Annotated in this window: 13 protein-coding genes and 1 pseudogene; 8 read left to right on the plus strand and 6 right to left on the minus strand. The window is 52.3% G+C overall.

The window, feature by feature from the left end; all coding sequences use genetic code 11:
• Positions 1-14: 14 nt before the first annotated feature.
• Positions 15-692, minus strand: a complete 678-nt coding sequence (locus ACM1PF_RS16135; protein ID WP_416676305.1) for an ABC transporter ATP-binding protein — start codon at positions 690-692, stop codon at positions 15-17.
• 219 nt (positions 693-911) lie between these two features.
• Between ACM1PF_RS16135 and ACM1PF_RS16140 the strand changes: the two genes are divergently transcribed.
• Together ACM1PF_RS16140 and ACM1PF_RS16145 are read left to right on the plus strand one after the other, a co-directional pair.
• Positions 912-1202 carry a hypothetical protein gene (locus ACM1PF_RS16140; RefSeq protein WP_416676306.1) on the plus strand — a complete coding sequence of 97 codons (291 nt, stop codon included), beginning with the start codon at positions 912-914 and terminating at the stop codon, positions 1200-1202.
• Between the two features lie 38 nt (positions 1203-1240).
• Positions 1241-1933 (plus strand): Sll0314/Alr1548 family TPR repeat-containing protein, encoded by a 693-nt coding sequence (locus ACM1PF_RS16145; protein WP_416676679.1) that lies wholly within the window; start codon positions 1241-1243, stop codon positions 1931-1933.
• Positions 1934-2392: 459 nt separating this feature from the next.
• Here ACM1PF_RS16145 and ACM1PF_RS16150 read toward each other — a convergent pair whose 3' ends face one another.
• Both ACM1PF_RS16150 and ACM1PF_RS16155 read right to left on the minus strand, forming a co-directional pair.
• Positions 2393-3007: a hypothetical protein gene (locus tag ACM1PF_RS16150; protein WP_416676307.1), complete on the minus strand. Its 615-nt coding sequence runs from the start codon at positions 3005-3007 to the stop codon at positions 2393-2395.
• A gap of 274 nt (positions 3008-3281) precedes the next feature.
• A complete protein-coding gene (locus ACM1PF_RS16155; protein ID WP_416676308.1) occupies positions 3282-3404 on the minus strand; it encodes a hypothetical protein in 123 nt (40 codons plus the stop codon).
• Between ACM1PF_RS16155 and ACM1PF_RS16160 the strand changes: the two genes are divergently transcribed.
• Together ACM1PF_RS16160 and ACM1PF_RS16165 are read left to right on the plus strand one after the other, a co-directional pair.
• Entirely contained in the window at positions 3403-4488 is a 1086-nt protein-coding gene (locus tag ACM1PF_RS16160) for a YdcF family protein (protein ID WP_416676309.1), read from the plus strand. The two genes, ACM1PF_RS16155 and ACM1PF_RS16160, sit on opposite strands and share 2 nt — an antisense overlap.
• A gap of 72 nt (positions 4489-4560) precedes the next feature.
• Positions 4561-6312, plus strand: a complete 1752-nt coding sequence (locus ACM1PF_RS16165; protein ID WP_416676310.1) for an ABC transporter ATP-binding protein — start codon at positions 4561-4563, stop codon at positions 6310-6312.
• A gap of 29 nt (positions 6313-6341) precedes the next feature.
• Here ACM1PF_RS16165 and recN read toward each other — a convergent pair.
• Positions 6342-8239, minus strand: a pseudogene (gene recN / locus ACM1PF_RS16170) (DNA repair protein RecN).
• 659 nt (positions 8240-8898) lie between these two features.
• Between recN and ACM1PF_RS16175 the strand changes: the two are divergent.
• From ACM1PF_RS16175 to ACM1PF_RS16190, 4 genes are all read left to right on the plus strand, one after another.
• Positions 8899-11055 carry an ABC1 kinase family protein gene (locus tag ACM1PF_RS16175; protein ID WP_416676311.1) on the plus strand — a complete coding sequence of 719 codons (2157 nt, stop codon included), beginning with the start codon at positions 8899-8901 and terminating at the stop codon, positions 11053-11055.
• Between the two features lie 52 nt (positions 11056-11107).
• The gene (locus tag ACM1PF_RS16180) at positions 11108-12304 is read left to right on the plus strand and encodes an NAD(P)/FAD-dependent oxidoreductase (protein WP_416676312.1); all 1197 of its coding nucleotides are present in this window, start codon (positions 11108-11110) and stop codon (positions 12302-12304) included.
• A gap of 5 nt (positions 12305-12309) precedes the next feature.
• Entirely contained in the window at positions 12310-12975 is a 666-nt protein-coding gene (locus tag ACM1PF_RS16185) for an HAD-IA family hydrolase (RefSeq protein WP_416676313.1), read from the plus strand.
• A gap of 218 nt (positions 12976-13193) precedes the next feature.
• On the plus strand, positions 13194-13736 hold the full coding sequence (locus ACM1PF_RS16190; protein WP_416676314.1) for a pentapeptide repeat-containing protein: 543 nt from the start codon (positions 13194-13196) through the stop codon (positions 13734-13736).
• A 14-nt stretch (positions 13737-13750) separates the two neighbouring features.
• On the opposite strand, the gene uvrC is transcribed toward ACM1PF_RS16190, so the two are convergent.
• The gene (gene uvrC / locus ACM1PF_RS16195; RefSeq protein WP_416676315.1) at positions 13751-15721 is read right to left on the minus strand and encodes an excinuclease ABC subunit UvrC; all 1971 of its coding nucleotides are present in this window, start codon (positions 15719-15721) and stop codon (positions 13751-13753) included.
• A 159-nt stretch (positions 15722-15880) separates the two neighbouring features.
• Positions 15881-16351: a YdcF family protein gene (locus ACM1PF_RS16200; RefSeq protein ID WP_416676681.1), complete on the minus strand. Its 471-nt coding sequence runs from the start codon at positions 16349-16351 to the stop codon at positions 15881-15883.
• Positions 16352-16591 lie beyond the last annotated feature (240 nt).

The following is a 16591-nucleotide window of genomic DNA, read 5'->3' on the forward strand; positions in this document are numbered from 1 at the left end:
GCTAACACAAAACTTTACGCAGTTTGCCCTTTGATGGCTGCTTGCTGTTCGATTAAGCTTGCCGGATCAATAGGGGCGAGCTTACCATGATCCATCGTCCAGCACCGATCGGCGATCGACACCATCTCTCCCGGTTCATGGGAAACCACCAGCAGGCTCCATTCCGTCTTCAGCTTTGCCAGAACGTTAATGAGTTGGCGGCGCATTGACCAGTCTAATCCTGCTGTCGGTTCATCTAAGAGTAAGAGATAGGGTTGGCGGATCAGTTGAACTGCCAGAGCCAGCCGTCGTTGTTGCCCGCCACTGAGCGATCGCGGCGAAGTATTCATCGATAGGTGAGAGAGTCCTACCGCCTTCAGGGCTTGATCCATCCGTTCTTTGCTGAGTTCAGGATGACCCAACCGCAGTTCATCCAGGATTGTATTGCCGCAAAAGTGCCGCTCTGGAAATTGAAACACCAATCCTGCTAACTGTTGCAACTGATCAGGAGTTAGTTCTTGCTGTCGCCACTGAATATTGCCTGAGGATTTGCGCGCTAACCCTGCCAGAATTTCCAGTAAGGTCGATTTGCCCGAACCACTGGGCCCAACGATTAATCCCATTTGTTGCGGAGCCAGTTCTAAATTTACCGACTTGAGAATCGCTGTGGGCGTGGCGGCAGGGTGATAAACCAAATCTTTGAGATAAAGCATTCAGATCGATCGGTGGGTGATCTCAGACAAGTTCAATACTATAGTAATGGACTTGCCCGCCAGGGGGTTGGGCAGGACCGCGGAAACGATATCAGGAACCTTGAGGGTAGGGGCTTGCGTCTTAACGCTCATCTCTCAACCTCAGGTGGCTCAAGTGGGTGCTTGCTTAAACGAATCTTGAGTTTTCATTGCCTTTAACCTCAGTATTAGACAATTTCTATGGCATTAGTATCTGAAGTATCTGAAAAACCGATGCATCCTCGATCTTTCAAACCATCGTTCAAAGGGCTAAAGCGAATTACGGCTGCCCTCACGGGTACGATGACGATCGCCCTCGGTGTGTTAGCGAATCCTGCCTTTGCTGGCGATCCCTTTCGGGTCAACAATCCGCGGACGATCGGTAATCAAACCGAAGCGGCGTTCAAAAGTATGTTTGAGCAGGGAAATTATGTCGAGGCGGCAGCGTTACTCCAACAAGCTGAATCCGACGAACCCCTGCCCATGCCCTGAAAGCTTCGATCGCCTATGTCAATGAAGATCTGAATGGACTGGGACAAAATGCTCAACTCACCCGCGAGTCGGCGGAACGACTGAAGGAAACGGATCCATTACGAGGCCATCTTTACATCGCAGTCGGGCTTTTCCTGGAAGGGGCCCATTCGTTCCTATCGGAAGGAGCCGTGCGATCGACTCCTGCGGTGCTTGCCAAGCTCCAACAAGTATTTAGCAATCTGCGGGAAGCCGAGCGAATTGATTCCAACGATCCAGAACTGAACTTGCTCAAGGGTTATATGGATCTAATCCTGGCGGTAAACCTGCCCTTTGCTAATCCCGAACAAGCCATTCAGCGTCTCAATGATCACGCCAGTCCTGCCTATCTAGCCCAACGCGGCATTGCCCTGGGATACCGGGATCTAGACCAACAGCAGCAAGCCCTGGAGGCAGTCGATCGCGCCCTGGCTGAGGCCCCCAACAATCCAGAACTGTTTTATCTCAAAGCTCAAATCCTGCGGCGAATGAGTGATGATGCCACAGGGGATGAGCAGAAGCAGATCCAGCGGCAGAGTATGGCATTCTTCCGGCAGGCCTGGGCCTTACGAACGCAACTTCCAGAGGGCACGGTTGAACAAATCGATCGAGAAGCCTGCCGCACTTACCAGTACCTCCGCGATCGAGATCCGGAAGCCTGTGGTAATCGGGCTATTAACTGGCAGCGAGAACAGCAGGTTTCAGGCGGGTGAGGAGAAGTGAGGAGTGAGGAGTGAGGATTTCTGTGCTGGATATTAGCCCCAGAACCTGGGTGGACTGGGCGGGCAAGACTTCGGCTTGAGCTCAGTCGAAACGCTGCCCACCCCACAAGAGTGAGAAGTGCGGGCAAGATGCCCACCCCACAAGAGTCAGTAGATCACAAACCTGGTTTAGATCCCCCTGCCCCCCTTGAAAAGGGGGAACCGTTCGCGGAGCATGTGCGTAGCACAAACCGAAGCGGGGTTGAAGTCCTCCTTTTTAAGGGGGATTTAGGGGGATCAATTCCAGGGTTCACTGTGAAACGAACCCATTTTAGATCTACTGAGAGGGAAAAATGGAAGGCGGAAGATAAGAGACAGACAAGATGCCTGCGCTACCCAATCCTACTTCCACTCCTCACTCCCCACTCCTCACTCCCCACTCCTCACTCCCTACTCCTCACTCCCTACTCCTCACCTCACAGGCGATAACGGTTCATCCTCAGGAACAATAATCCGAGTGGGCGTAGCGGGAATGCCCTGATCGATCGGCACAAAGGTCGGTAATACATCGCGGGGTCTTCTACCAGCGGCAATACAGTCTTGCATGGCTTCAGTAAGCGTCAATGTATCCCCCTGTAAGCCAACAACGCAGTTTGAAAAGCGCAAAGGCAGCAAGCTGCGCCGGCAGAAGTCCGCAACATTGAGGGCGATCGGCTCTTCAGGGGCTTGACCAGAGATATTCACCACACAGGAAGCCAGGTCAATTGGGCGACGAGTTTGCCGACAGGTATTCAGGGCATCTGTGGCTAGAATTGCGGTGTTGCCGTCAATCCGAGTAACGCAAGTGGATAAATCCGCCGGATATAAGGCACCCGCACAAGCCGCTGCCGCTTCGTTGGTGGAAATACCGGCTCCAGTCAGCCCTGACAAACAGGCTCGATAATCCCCTTCACTGGCTCGATAAGTCGAACTAAAGGGAGTCGATGCAGCAGCAGGCAGGGGAGCTACTGTTGACACGATGCCTGCCACAATCAACTGAATTGCAGAGACACGCCATAAACGCGATCGAATGTCAGAATTTCGCATATCAAGTAACCTGGCAGGACTGGAATGCATATAGGTGTAGATGATTTGACCTTAGCAGAAACATAAGTCTTGCAGGTCATTCAATCTGGGGTTATTCTCCCACAACTGCGTTAAAAATTGTGCAATCCTTCCGGTTAGTCTGCTGTCTCACTGCTGTCTCACTGCCCTCCCCAGCCGACAGGCTTACCTTAATTTTGTGTGATTTTATTGTCCAGACAAATTTTTCTAAATAAATTTCTTATACTTGATTGATTTGCTCTGACTTTGAGTAGAGTTAAACAGGTTTAGGCGATCGGTTGGTTGTATCTACTGAGCCAGTGCAGACTGTTGATTTGAGCAGGTTGATGTGGTGATGGGTAATTTGGGGCGTTTGGGCCGTATAAGGAGGAGCACGCATGTATGAGTTGCTGACTCAGATCCTTATTCTGGTTGGGATTTTCTTTTTAATTCGGTTCATTTTCTGGACGCTGATTCCCAGACCGTATCTGGGTGGGTTTGGCATTGTTGTTCTGCTGTTCATCATGATGCTGGTGTTCTTCAGCCCTGATAATCGGACAGCCGGACTTTTGTGGGGAATTCTCTCGTTCCCCTTGCGCCCGTTAGGACTATCGTTGATTTTGCTAGGCTATGCCCTGCGATGGGGAACCGGTAAAATTTCCATTGCTCGACCGCAAATCCTGGCAGCATTCCTGATTCTGCTAATCACTAGCCTTCCTCTCACGGCCTATCTTCTGACTGCGCAAACCGAACAGCGATCGGCTCTGGAACTCAGCCAGCGTCCGGTCACGAGTGATGTGCAGGCGATCGTCGTATTGGGCGATGGAACGCTCCCCACTGACCCGGTTCATCGGATTCGGACTCAGCTCAGTAATGCTGCCAATGGATTAAGCGTCACCCTGGAATCCCGACTTACCTTTGCCGCTCAACTGTACAGTGCCCAAACCTGTGCCACCAATTGTCCGGTAATCATCGTCAGTGCTGGGCCGCAGGCTCTTTTAGCGCAACCCGGAGTGACGGCCACGGATGCCATTAATGCTTACCTGGGACGACTGGGGGTTCCGGCAGAGCAAATTATTGTGGATACGGAAGGGTTTGATCCACGCAGTAGTGCATTGGCGGTACGGCGCATTTTGTTGGGGGAAACAGGACTGGATTGCAGCATTTTTGCGATCTGTGATGATGGACGGACAGAAAACCTGACTCAAAGGCGGGATCTATCGATCGTCCCTGTGGTTTTGGTGGCACCGGCCATCCTGATCCGACGGGCCACTTCAACGTTTATCCAGCTTGGGTTTAACGTGGTGACTCGGCCCACTGATTTCTTCGTGTTTCAAATTCAGGGTGGGTTGCGCTGGGCCGCACTGACTGATCTGATTCCGAATGCGGAAGCCCTGGCTATTACGACCCGCGTTATTGATGAATATTTTGCCTGGATCTATTACTTCGTGCGGGGGTGGCTGTCTGATCCACTGAGCGTGTAAGGATAAACTGTAAAAGGTTCATTGCGAACCTGTTTGACTCAGCTCCTTACCCTCAACCTTATAAGTCCGTTTATGGCCTCTACCGCTCGACTCCAAACCCTCGCCAGCTACATGCGTCCCCACTGGCGAACGATGCTATTGGGGATTTTGTCACTCTTGGTGGTGAATGCCCTGGGGGTTTATATCCCATTACTGATCCGGGATGGGCTGGATGAGTTGCAGGCGACGTTTGATTTCGATCGCGTCATTTTTTATGCGATCTGGATTATTGGATTGGCATCCGTGATGTGGTTGGTGCGGATGGCCTCGCGGATATCGTTATTTGGGGTTGGGCGACGGGTTGAGTTTGACCTGAAACAACGGATTTTTAGCCATCTGTTGACGATGGATCCTGGCTATTTTGCCCTCAATACGCCTGGAGATCTGATCAGCCGGGCCACAAGCGATGTGGACAATATCCGCCGGTTGGTGGGATTTGCGGTGCTAAGTTTGGCCAACATGGTGTTTGCCTACGCGCTGACCCTGCCCGCAATGCTGGGGATTAATGTCACCCTGACCTTTGCCGCACTGGCGATATATCCTGCCATTTTGATTCTGGTACAAGCCTTCAGCCGTCGGTTACGGAATCAACAGTTGCAGGTACAGCAGGAAACGGCCAGCCTGAGCGATCTGATTCAGGAAGACATGAGCGGGATGGCACTCATCAAAATCTATGCCCAGGAGGAAAACGAGCGACGAGCCTTTGGGGGTCTGAATCAAAAGCTGTTATCCGCCAATCTTCGGCTGTCTAAAACCCAGAATACCCTGTTTCCCCTCCTGCGCGGTTTGGCCAGCCTCAGTCAGTTGGCCATTCTCATGTTAGGAACAGGGATGATCGCGGCTAATACTCTATCCGTTGGGGATTTTGTCGCACTGCTACTGTTTGCCGAACGGCTGGTGTTTCCAACGGCTCTGCTCGGCTTTACAATCACTGCCTATCAACGGGGGGAGGTCAGTATCGATCGCCTGGAGGCGATTCTTTCCAGTGAACCCCAAATCAAAGATGAATCGGGGGCGATCGCCCTACCGCCTTCTCAGGTGAAAGGTTGGTTATGCGCGCATCATTTGACCTATACCTATCCAGGGGCAGAAACCCCAGCCCTGAACGACATTCAGTTTTCCATCGAGCCAGGGGAAACGGTGGCGATCGTTGGGCCCATTGGTTCGGGTAAGTCCACCCTGGCGAATGCCTTGCCTCGACTGCTGGACATTGCACCCGGTCAATTGTTTTTGGATGGTAAGGATATTACTCAAATTCGGATGAAGGATTTACGAGCGGCGATCGCCTACGTGCCCCAGGAAAGTTTTTTGTTTAGCACCACGATCAAGAACAATATTCGCTACGGCGATCCGGTGTGTGAGCAGGACGAGGTCGAGCAGTCTGCCAAACAAGCGCAGATTCACACCGAGATTCTCAACTTTCCCCTGCAATACAAAACCCTCGTCGGCGAACGGGGCATTACCCTATCCGGTGGCCAGCGGCAACGAACCGCCCTGGCCCGCGCGCTATTGGTGGATGCTCCGGTGCTGATTCTGGATGATTCCCTTTCCAGCGTTGACAATCAAACGGCCACCGAAATTCTGCACAACCTTTCAGAAGGAACCCGGCGAAAAACCGTGCTGTTTATCTCCCACCAAATGTCGGCTGCTGCGTCTGCCAATCGCATTTTAGTGCTGGATCAGGGACAGATTGTTCAGTCTGGCACGCATGGGGAGTTAGTCAACCAACCTGGGCTGTATCAGTCCCTCTGGGAGAAGCATAAGCTGGAGCAAGGGGCGGAATAAATCGGCAAGCTGCCCCATCCCTGCCCCGTTCAGGAGGATTTCGATCGACCCGATCGAGATTTGGTTGTTTTGGACGTTGAGCTGGATTTAGCTTGCGCCGGTTTGGCGACGGAGACGTGAGGCGATCGAGCATTTGCAGCCTGGTTCAGCAGGGAATCAGCAAAGTTCATGGCCTCCTGATCGGACTTGCCCCCAGCCAGTTGGGCCAACTCTTCTCGCCGCTGTTGATCCGATAGGGGAATCACCCGCACGACCGTTCGAATCTCCTCCCCTTCCATCGGCGTTGCGCCATTGCTGGAGCCTTCTGACGCTTCAGGTTTGGACTTACTGCGTCGGCGTTTGGGAGTTGGGTTCTCAGTGGCACCCGTTTCCTTGGAATCAATAATTTCTTTGTTAACTCGGAAATGATGATCCGCCATTGCCGCTACGATCGGCTGATGGGTGACACACAGCACCTGATGCCGTTGACTCAGTTGATGCAGCTTTTCCGCGATCGCCTGGGACACTCTCCCGGACACCCCCACATCAATTTCATCAAATACCATTGTTCCCACTGAATCCACCTGGGAAAAACAGGCCTTCAGAGCCAGCAAAAATCGGCTCATTTCCCCACCCGAGGCAATATCGGTTAAGGGTTGGAGGGGTTCTCCAGGGTTAGGGCTAAACAGGAAGGTGGTGCGATCGGCTCCGGTACTGGAGGGGGGGCAGGGTGTGATGTCTACCTTAAACTGCACCTTTTCCATGGCCAGGGGCTTCAATTCTTTGATCAGCAAAGCTTCCAGATCCTGGGCGGCTCGATGCCGCATCTCCGTCAGTTTGGCGCACACTTCGATTAATTCTGCTTGTTTCTGCTCATACTGTTCCTCCAACACCTCCAGGGATTGACCACTGCCGCTCAATTCCTCCAGTTCCCGCTGCACCTGCTGGTTGTGGGCGATCGCTTCTGCCAGGGTAGGGCCGTACTTTTTGCAGATCTGCTTGAGTTGAATAATCCGTTCTTCCACCATTTCTAACCGTTCTGGATCGGTTTCTAACCCATCCCCATAGGCATTGATTTGCCGTCCCGCTTCTTCCACCTGGGCTAAGCCCCACTCACCAGATCCAGAATGGGCTGGAGTTGCGGATCATAACGCAGCATATCGGTCAGCAAGTTCTCTGCGGTTCCCAGGAGATCGGCACAGGCTTCAGAACCGCGATCGTTCTGGTAAAGGGCCTGGTAGACCTGATAGCTCTGCTGTTGCAGTTCCACACTGTGACTGAGTCGCTGGCGTTCCTGCTCCAGATCATCCAGTTCGGTGGGTTCCCCTAAATTAGCGGCGGCCAGCTCCTTCGCCTGATACTCAAACAAATCTAATTGCTGGAGGCGTTGCTGCTCAAACTGACGCCGTTTTTCTAACACTTTGAAGGCTTGCTGGGCGGCGACGTAGGCATCCATCACCTGCTCTCGCTGTTCAATCAACGCACTTCCCCCAAAGCCATCCAGCCATTCTCGCTGGAGATTGGGCTGCCCCAACTGCATCGTCTGACCCTGAGCCGTAATTTCCAGCAGTTGATCGCGCAGGGTCTCCATCTGCTGCTTATTCACCAGCACCCCATTCACCCGCGATCGGCTGCGAACATTCCCCCGATTTACCGTCAATTCTCGACTGCACACCAGGGACATATCATCGACTAGCTCGATTTCTTGCTCCGAGAGCCAGCCAATCAGGGATGGATCAAGATCAAAAGTCGCTTCGATCGTAGCTCGTTCGGCTCCCGTCCGGACTGCCCGTCCTGTGAGCTTGCCTCCCAAGGCGGCATCCAGCGCATCCAAGATAATCGACTTGCCTGCCCCTGTCTCTCCAGTTAGTACGTTTAAACCTGCCCCAAGCTCTAAATCCAGGCGGTCAACCAGTGCGAAGTTTTCAATTTGAAGGGAGATCAACATAGACTCAGAAATAGGTTTGACCAGGGAACAGACTAGTACACTGCGGCTTGAATATGCCTACCATCTGTAGGGCAGGCTTCTAGCCTGCGCGGGCAGGATGCCCGCTCTACGGTAGCTAAACTCACGCCAAGGTCTACTAGGGGATTGATTTGACCAGAAGTCAGGTCGTCTACAGGCGATCGGGTCACTGTTCTTAATATCAGTGTATCGGCAAGGGTTGAGGATGTATGGAGGCAGAATCGAGAAAACCCTGCCCTGAGCCGATCGCTCCTGCCACTCAAACCTTACTACCAGAGACGTTACGCATCACCCTCTGTCCATCTAAAATCCTGAAGGGCATCGGAGGAATCTTTCGTGGGAAAGAACCATCCCCCCCAAGCATCCTGTTACAATGCTTTACATAGCCCGTTGCAATTGTATATCAGCGTCATAGGTGCAGTCAGCTTGCGGGAATCTACACCGATCGGGTTTAGTTTTCTCGTCATTTAGGTCAATTCAATGACAACCTGCCATAGGGTACAGTCGGATATAGGTGCCATCTGTCACTGAGTTGATTCAATCCCTGAGTTGAATCAATCCGAACCAGGCGACTCAGAACATTACTGAATCCGAACTGAATTATTTAAATCCGCTAAACCCGAACCATCTGAATCCGAACAATGCCAATTCCTCCTTCCACAACGAACGATACAACGCCAGATCAAGGCATCGTGGTTGAAAGTGAACTCCACCCTTTGCCCCAAGAGCATCTTAAGTCAGTTCATGTGGGGGATCTGGAAGAAGTTCCTCGCTACGACCCAGAGGCGATCGCTACCCTGTATCGCAATCGTCCGACCCAGGTTTGGGGTCGAATTCTCTCCGTATTTTGGACATTTTTAGGCTTTGTGAGTTCATTATGGTGGGACAAACGCACTGGGCAAATTGAGCAAAATCAATCCAGGCGAGCGGTGCGGTTGCGGGAGATTTTGACGGATTTAGGACCGGCTTACATCAAAATTGGGCAAGCTTTATCGACGCGACCCGATCTGGTGCCACCGCTTTACCTGGAAGAATTGGCTCTCTTGCAAGACCAATTGCCGCCTTTCCCGAACGAGGTTGCTTTCCAGTTCATTGAAGAAGAATTGGGCGATCGACCGGAAAAAATCTATGCAGAACTGTCTCCCCAACCCGTCGCAGCCGCTTCCTTAGGGCAAGTTTACAAAGGCAAACTCCGCAGTGGTGAAACGGTGGCGGTCAAGGTTCAACGTCCTGGATTGGCCCAGCAAATTACCCTGGATCTCTTCATCCTGCGTCGATTGGCTGCCTGGGCCAGCAATAACCTGAAGCAGGTTCGGAGCGATCTGGTCGGGATTATGGATGAGTTCGGGGCGCGGATTTTTGAAGAGATGGACTATACCCAGGAGGGACAGAACGCCGAGCGATTCGCCCAACTGTATGGTCATTTACCCGATATTTATGTGCCGCGCATCTACTGGCAGTACACCCAGCGACGGGTACTGACGATGGAGTGGATCACGGGTACAAAGCTAACTCAACCCCTGGAAATTCGGGCGCAGGGGAATGATGCCAGTTATCTGATCGAGGTTGGGGTGCAATGTTCCTTGCTGCAATTGCTGGAGCATGGCTTCTTCCACGCCGACCCCCATCCCGGCAACCTGCTGGCAACGCCTGACGGTAAGTTAGCCTACCTGGACTTCGGCATGATGAGCGAAGTTAAGCCTTACCAGCGGTACGGGCTAATCGAAGCGGTTGTGCATTTGGTCAACCGTGATTTTGAGGGCTTGGCAAATGACTACGTGAAGCTGGAGTTTTTGACCCCAGAAACGGATCTAACCCCGATCGTCCCGGCGCTGGCAGGGGTGTTTAGTAACGCGCTGGGGGCGAGCGTAGCAGAATTGAACTTCAAGAGCATCACAGATCAACTTTCCCGTGTGATGTATGAATTCCCCTTCCGGGTTCCTGCCTACTATGCCCTGATTATTCGATCGCTCGTCACCTTAGAAGGGATTGCGATTAACGTCGATCCCAACTTTAAGGTTCTCAGTAAAGCCTATCCTTACGTCGCCAAGCGGTTATTGACCGATCAGTCTCCCCAACTGCGGCAGTCGCTGCAAGATCTGCTATTTAAGAACGGTGATTTCCGCTGGAATCGCCTGGAAAATCTGCTGCGGAACGCCAAAGACAGCCAGGATTACGACATTAATCAGGTGCTCAACCAGACGGTGGATTTCCTGTTTTCAGAACGGGGAGAATTCATTCGAGTTTACCTGACCGATGCACTGGTGAAGGGGATCGATGCCTATGGTCGCAATACTCTGGAGCAAGTGACCTACAATTTCCAACGCCTGATTAGCTGGAATAGTCCATCTGCCCCGCTGCCTGCACCGATCGCCCCATCGGATGATCTCCAGCGCGTTCAGCGGATCATTGAACTGCTGCGAGACACCCCCGGTTTTGACCCCATGCAGTTGGTGCCGATCATCCCGCGTCTGCTGGTGAAGCCTGAGGCTCAACAAATGGGGCAGCAAATCGTCGGTGGATTAGCCCAGCGTGCGGCAGCGCGCTTCATTCGAGAAATTCTACTGCAAGATCAAGTAGAGCATTTGAATGGCTTGGACGACTTATCGCTTGGGGATCAGCTTGCTAATGGTCGCTCCTCAAACGGCAAGTTAGTGACCTCAAATGAAAGGTTAATTGATCGCAATGGCAATGGTTACAGCAATGGGCGTTCAGTTGGGCATCAAACATCCGATCGAGAATTGAAAGTAACGCCTTCCCCAGACCGATCGCTGCCCGCCAGTACCCGTCGCAACTAATTGGCTCTTGTTATCCTGATAGGAAAAGCCTGCTATACGCACCCATCGAACCATGACCCAGCAACCGACTCGTATCTGTATTTTAGGTGGTGGCTTTGGGGGTCTCTACACTGCCCTTAAGCTCAGCCAACTGCCCTGGGATCCGGCTCATCTACCTGAAATTACCCTGGTGGATCAGCACGATCGCTTTTTGTTTGCCCCTTTACTGTATGAATTGCTGACGGGAGAACTGGAAACCTGGGAAATCGCGCCTCCCTTTACGGAGCTGCTGGCCAACACCAATATCCGGTTTCACCAGGCGGCAGTCAGTGCGATCGACATTCCGGCGAAACAAGTTCACCTGGAGGATGCCACGAACCTGGATTACGACTATCTCGTGCTGGCTTTGGGAGGGGATACGCCGATGGATCTGGTTCCTGGGGTGGCAGATTACGCTATTTCCTTTAGGACTCTAACCGATGCCTATCATTTAGAAGAAAAGTTACGGCTTCTGGAACAGTCTGACCTGGAAAAAATTCGGGTGGCGATCGTTGGTGGGGGCTATAGCGGGGTGGAGTTAGCCTGCAAACTGGCGGAACGGTTAGGCGATCGAGGACGACTCCGGATTATTGAAGTCGCGGAGCAAATTTTGCGCAACTCGCCGGAATTTAACCGAGAAACTGCCACTAAGGCCCTGAGCGATCGAGGTGTGTGGCTGGATCTAGAGACGAAAGTTGAGTCAGTGACGGCCGACTCTATCACCCTGGAATATAAGGGCAAAGTGGATACCCTACCCGTGGATATTGTGCTGTGGACAGTAGGGACTAAAGTGGCAGAGGTAGTACAAATCCTGCCGCTCAAGCATAATCTCAGGGGACAGTTGGTTGTCACCCCGACCCTTCAGGTGGTAGACCATCCAGAACTCTTTGCCCTGGGGGATCTTGCCGAAAGCCAGGATGCGGAAGGCCAAAAAGTACCGGGAACGGCTCAAGCCGCCGTACAGCAAGCCGATTACGCAAGCTGGAATATCTGGGCTTCTATCACCGATCGTCCCCTGCTGCCCTTCCGATATTCTCCTCTAGGCGAGATGATGACTTTGGGCACTAATAACGCGACCCTATCGGGCTTGGGCATCAAGCTGGATGGACTTCCGGCGCACCTGGCGCGACGGTTGGCTTATTTATACCGCATGCCGACCCTGGATCATCAAATCAAAGTTGGAATCAACTGGATTACTCAGCCCATTCGGGAGTTGTTGTTGAGTTTGTAGTAGCGATGACCAGCCAAAAAGAGCCATTCCCCCAGGTCATCTTTTTTGATGCTGTGGGAACATTGTTTGGGGTGAAGGATAGTGTGGGGGCGGCATACAGTACGATCGCTCATCAGTTTGGGGTCGAGGCAGATCCCCAGACATTAAACCAGGCGTTTTTCCAAAGCTTCAAAGCGGCAAGTCCGATGGCGTTTCCTGGATCACCCGTGGCAGACATTCCCCGACAAGAATATGAATGGTGGGAACAGGTTGCCGTACGGACGTTTGAGCAAGTCGGTTTATACTCCCGGTTTCATGATTTTTCTGCTTTTTTTTCGGCTCTCTATCAGTACTTTGCTACGGCTGAACCCTGGTTTGTTTACCCTGAGGTGGCTCGATCGCTGGTCTACTGGCGGCAGCAAAACGTTGAGTTGGGCATACTCTCTAATTTCGATACCCGCCTTTACCCAGTTCTGAAGGTCTTGAAACTGAGCGATTACTTTACGTCTGTCACCATTTCCACTGAAGTTGGAGCTGCTAAACCAGAGAGAGCCGTTTTTGAGGCGGCTCTGGCTAAACATCAATGTTCCCCCGATCGAGCGTGGCACGTTGGAGATAGTTTTCGGGAAGATTACGAAGGGGCAAAAGCGGCTGGATTGCGGGCAATCTGGCTCAAGCGATCGAATACCTGAAGGAGGCAATCTTGCAGCATAACAAACGACCCTAAAGAAAAAGTTAAATATTGACACTTTTGCAGCCTATCTTCGTAAACTTTTATAAAGAGAAGATAGGTATATATACTCAACTTTTTCATAGGGACAAGCCGTCTTTTTTTGCTCATCCGAAACCTTAGCTCAAGCTTCGATCGGGAGAACTAAGAGGGCAGTTTTGATGTGTCGGAATATCTTGTATGCGGAAAATCACCGTTCAAGAACTTCTAATCGAATACGCCAACGGTAAGCGTAATTTTCAAGAGGTTGATCTCAGTCAGGCGGATTTGTTTGAATGCGATCTACAAGGAATTAACCTGCAGAACAGTAACCTCAGGCAGGCTTACTTGCCCTACGCTAACCTCAGTCGGGCCAACTTGCAGGGCGTAAACCTTACAGAGGCAGAACTGGGAAACGCCAGGCTGCAAATGGTTAATTTAGCAAACGCAAACCTGCAACAGGCTAACTTAATGCGATCGGATCTCAGGTACGCTTGTCTGGAAGGAGCAAATCTAACGGGGGCTAATGTACAGAGTGCGGACTTATATGAAGCAGATCTGCGCTTTGTGAACTTAAGCAATGCCAACTTATCCAACACCAATTTGCAGCAGACTCAGTTGACCAAAGCAAATCTAGGTGGTTGTAACCTCGCGCGCGCCCAATTTGCCGACCTGAGTGAAGCCTTCTGCGATGGGGCAACGATTTTTCCCGATGGACACCGGGGTAAAGAAGGGCAAGCCTAATTCAAACTCTGTTTCTACGTTGATTCCAAACCTGCTCCCACTGAATCGATCGCCCCACCCGCCTGATTGGGATGAAAGTAGTCATAGATCTGCTGTGCCATCTTCGGCCCAATTCCAGGAACTTCAGCAATTTGAGTTGGGGAGGCTTCCCGCAGGTAATCGATCGAGCGAAAGTGGGCGAGTAACTGCTTCTGGCGATGGTGACCCAAGCCAGGAATTTCGTCTAACCGAGAACGACGCATTCGATCGCTGCGCTGTTGACGGTGGAAGCTGACCGCAAATCGGTGGGCTTCATCTCGCAGGCGGCGCAGGAGTTGAACGCCAGGCTGTTCGGCATCGGTGGTCAGGGGTAAGGATTCTCCGGGTAGAAAGATCTCTTCTCGCTGTTTGGCCAGACTGACCACCCGCACATCCCCTAACAAATTCATCTCCCGCAGAACTTCTACCACCGCAGAAAGCTGTCCTTTCCCGCCGTCGATCATTACCAGATCAGGAAAGTCATCCTTCGAGGAAGAAAGGATAGAGGATTTCGGACGATAGTTAAAGTCCTTCCCTTCTGCCTGCGATCGTCCCCCTTCATACTTGCGGAATCTGCGCCGAATCACCTCCGCCATGCTGGCAAAGTCATCGGAATGCCCCGATCGCACGGTGGGAGTTTTGATTTTATAGTGGCGGTAATGCTGCTTGGCAGGAATCCCATCGACAAACACCACCTGGGAGGCAACGGCATCCGAACCCTGGATATGGGAAATGTCGTAGCCCTCAATCCGGTGGGGCAGATCCGGTAAGTCCAGAATCGTCGCCAGATCCAGCATTGCCTGATTATTGCGATCGGCAAATCGCTGGGTGCGGGCCAGTTCATAGCCTGCATTGCGCTCCACCATTTCGATCAGCTCTGCTTTTGATTGCCGCTGGGGGACGTACATGGCAACTTTTCGCCCTTTGCGCTGTGACAGAAACTCCGCCAGAATCTCATGTTCAGGGAGTTCGTGCTGCGTCAGAATTTCGGCTGGAATTTCCACAGACTCCACCGTAGAGTAGTGTTCCTCCAACACCCGCTGTAAAATCGCTCCTGGCGTACCCGACTGGGCATCGGCCACAAATCCTAATCGACCCACCAGGCGACCGGCGCGAATCTGGAATAGCTGTACACAGGCATGGTGATCATCTGCCATCAGGGCGATCGCATCCCTGGAAACCGTATCATCCGGCAGGGCCACTTTCTGGTCAGCGGTCAACGCCTGCAAACCGCGAATCTGATCCCGCAACCGGGCTGCATACTCAAAGTTCAGCTCCTCGGCGGACTTTTCCATCTGTTGCGTCAGCATCGCCTCCAGTTCAGTGGTTCGCCCCTGAAAGATCATCACCACCTTCAGGATCATCTTGCGGTAGTCTTCAGCGGACACAATCTTCTGGCACACGCCTAAACAGCGACCGATATCGTAGTTCAGGCAGGGACGGTCTTTAAACAGGGGTTGAGGTCGCTGCCGCAGGGGAAAAATCCGCTTCACCAATCGCAGGGTGCTACGAAGGGCATGCACATCAACATAGGGGCCATAGTACCGATCTTTGCCCTTGCCCAGGCGGCGTTTGCGCGTAATAAAAATCCGGGGATACTCTTCGCTCCAGGTGACGCAGAGATAGGGATATTTCTTGTCGTCCTTCAGCAGCACGTTGAAGTGGGGTTGGTGCTGCTTGATCAGGTTGGCTTCCAGGGCCAGGGCTTCCGCTTCCGTATCGGTGACGATGAATTCAATCTCCGCCACCTGCATCACCATCAGGGCAATCCGCGGGTTGCGATCGTGATCATCCCGAAAGTAGGAGCGCACCCGGGCCCGCAGCTTTTTCGATTTACCAATGTAAAGAATATTATCCGCCGTATCTCGCATGAAATAGACCCCCGGTTCAGGGGGAATTTCCTTGAGGCGAGCTTCCAGGCGATCGGGATCTTTGACGAGGGTTAGGGCTTTGGGGGAGGTCGTCACGGGCTAACGTGGGGTAACGTTCTGGCAAAAGGTTCAGAGGGGGGAATCCCCTCTCCTTCTAGGATACTGCGTTGGCCGGACGGACTCACCCACCTGGGAGTAGAGGAATCCCGGCTGAAGACGTGCAGATCCAACAATTCCCAATCTACTCCCGATGCCCTACTCCCGATACCAGGTCTGCGCCAGACTCGCTCCCGTGCGTCCTGTAACCACCCAGGAAACCGATCGCGCTGCATCTCGAAGAACCTTGCCCCAGGGTTCAGGAGAATAGTCAGACGGTACGGCGATCGGTTTGAACGCAATCCCCTGACTGCCAAACACAATCTCTCCAATCACCTTGGCGCGTCGCATATGATAATCCGAAGTAATCAGATAGACGCTGTGAATTCCTCTGGATTTAAACTCATCGACCAGGGTTGTGAAGTTTGTCACTGTGTCAATGGCTTGATAATCCAGATGCAGCCGTTCCGCATCAATTCCGGCCTCCAGAAACACCCACTCGGCATACTCAGGGTTACTCCCCGAGGAAACCCATACAGGTAAATCTGGGTATTTTTTGGCAAACTCTGCTGCAAAAATTTCTCGCTCAACCGCCCCCCCCAACACCAAGACGGCTTCCGGTGTCCGCATAATTCCTTCCAGTGTTTTAACCCCGATTCCCAATACCAACAATATCAGGATCGTGCCCAGGAAACGCTGGCGAAAACTGACTCGCTTTCGGGAAGGATTGCCATGTCGAGAAGCACGACGAGAATGTAGACGCTTAGACGAGGTGAACCGACGCGATCGCATAGTAGAGGCGTAATAGAGCGAGAGTAGTTTAGCAAATTTGAGCTGATTTCACAGCACCCATCGCTTATAACATGAATT

The sequence above is a fragment of the Egbenema bharatensis FJBBOT/2019 genome, assembly GCF_048077055.1.
GTDB classification, from domain to species: Bacteria; Cyanobacteriota; Cyanobacteriia; order Elainellales; family Elainellaceae; genus Egbenema; species Egbenema bharatensis.

Coding starts and splice junctions, on each gene's coding strand:
- ACM1PF_RS16135 (WP_416676305.1), bottom strand. CDS start 692: ATGCTTTATCTCAAAGATTTGGTTTATCACCCTGCCGCCACGCCCACA.
- ACM1PF_RS16140 (WP_416676306.1), top strand. CDS start 912: ATGGCATTAGTATCTGAAGTATCTGAAAAACCGATGCATCCTCGATCT.
- ACM1PF_RS16150 (WP_416676307.1), bottom strand. CDS start 3,007: ATGCGAAATTCTGACATTCGATCGCGTTTATGGCGTGTCTCTGCAATT.
- ACM1PF_RS16160 (WP_416676309.1), top strand. CDS start 3,403: ATGTATGAGTTGCTGACTCAGATCCTTATTCTGGTTGGGATTTTCTTT.
- ACM1PF_RS16155 (WP_416676308.1), bottom strand. CDS start 3,404: ATGCGTGCTCCTCCTTATACGGCCCAAACGCCCCAAATTACCCATCAC.
- ACM1PF_RS16165 (WP_416676310.1), top strand. CDS start 4,561: ATGGCCTCTACCGCTCGACTCCAAACCCTCGCCAGCTACATGCGTCCC.
- ACM1PF_RS16175 (WP_416676311.1), top strand. CDS start 8,899: ATGCCAATTCCTCCTTCCACAACGAACGATACAACGCCAGATCAAGGC.
- ACM1PF_RS16180 (WP_416676312.1), top strand. CDS start 11,108: ATGACCCAGCAACCGACTCGTATCTGTATTTTAGGTGGTGGCTTTGGG.
- ACM1PF_RS16185 (WP_416676313.1), top strand. CDS start 12,310: ATGACCAGCCAAAAAGAGCCATTCCCCCAGGTCATCTTTTTTGATGCT.
- ACM1PF_RS16190 (WP_416676314.1), top strand. CDS start 13,194: ATGCGGAAAATCACCGTTCAAGAACTTCTAATCGAATACGCCAACGGT.
- ACM1PF_RS16200 (WP_416676681.1), bottom strand. CDS start 16,351: ATGCGGACACCGGAAGCCGTCTTGGTGTTGGGGGGGGCGGTTGAGCGA.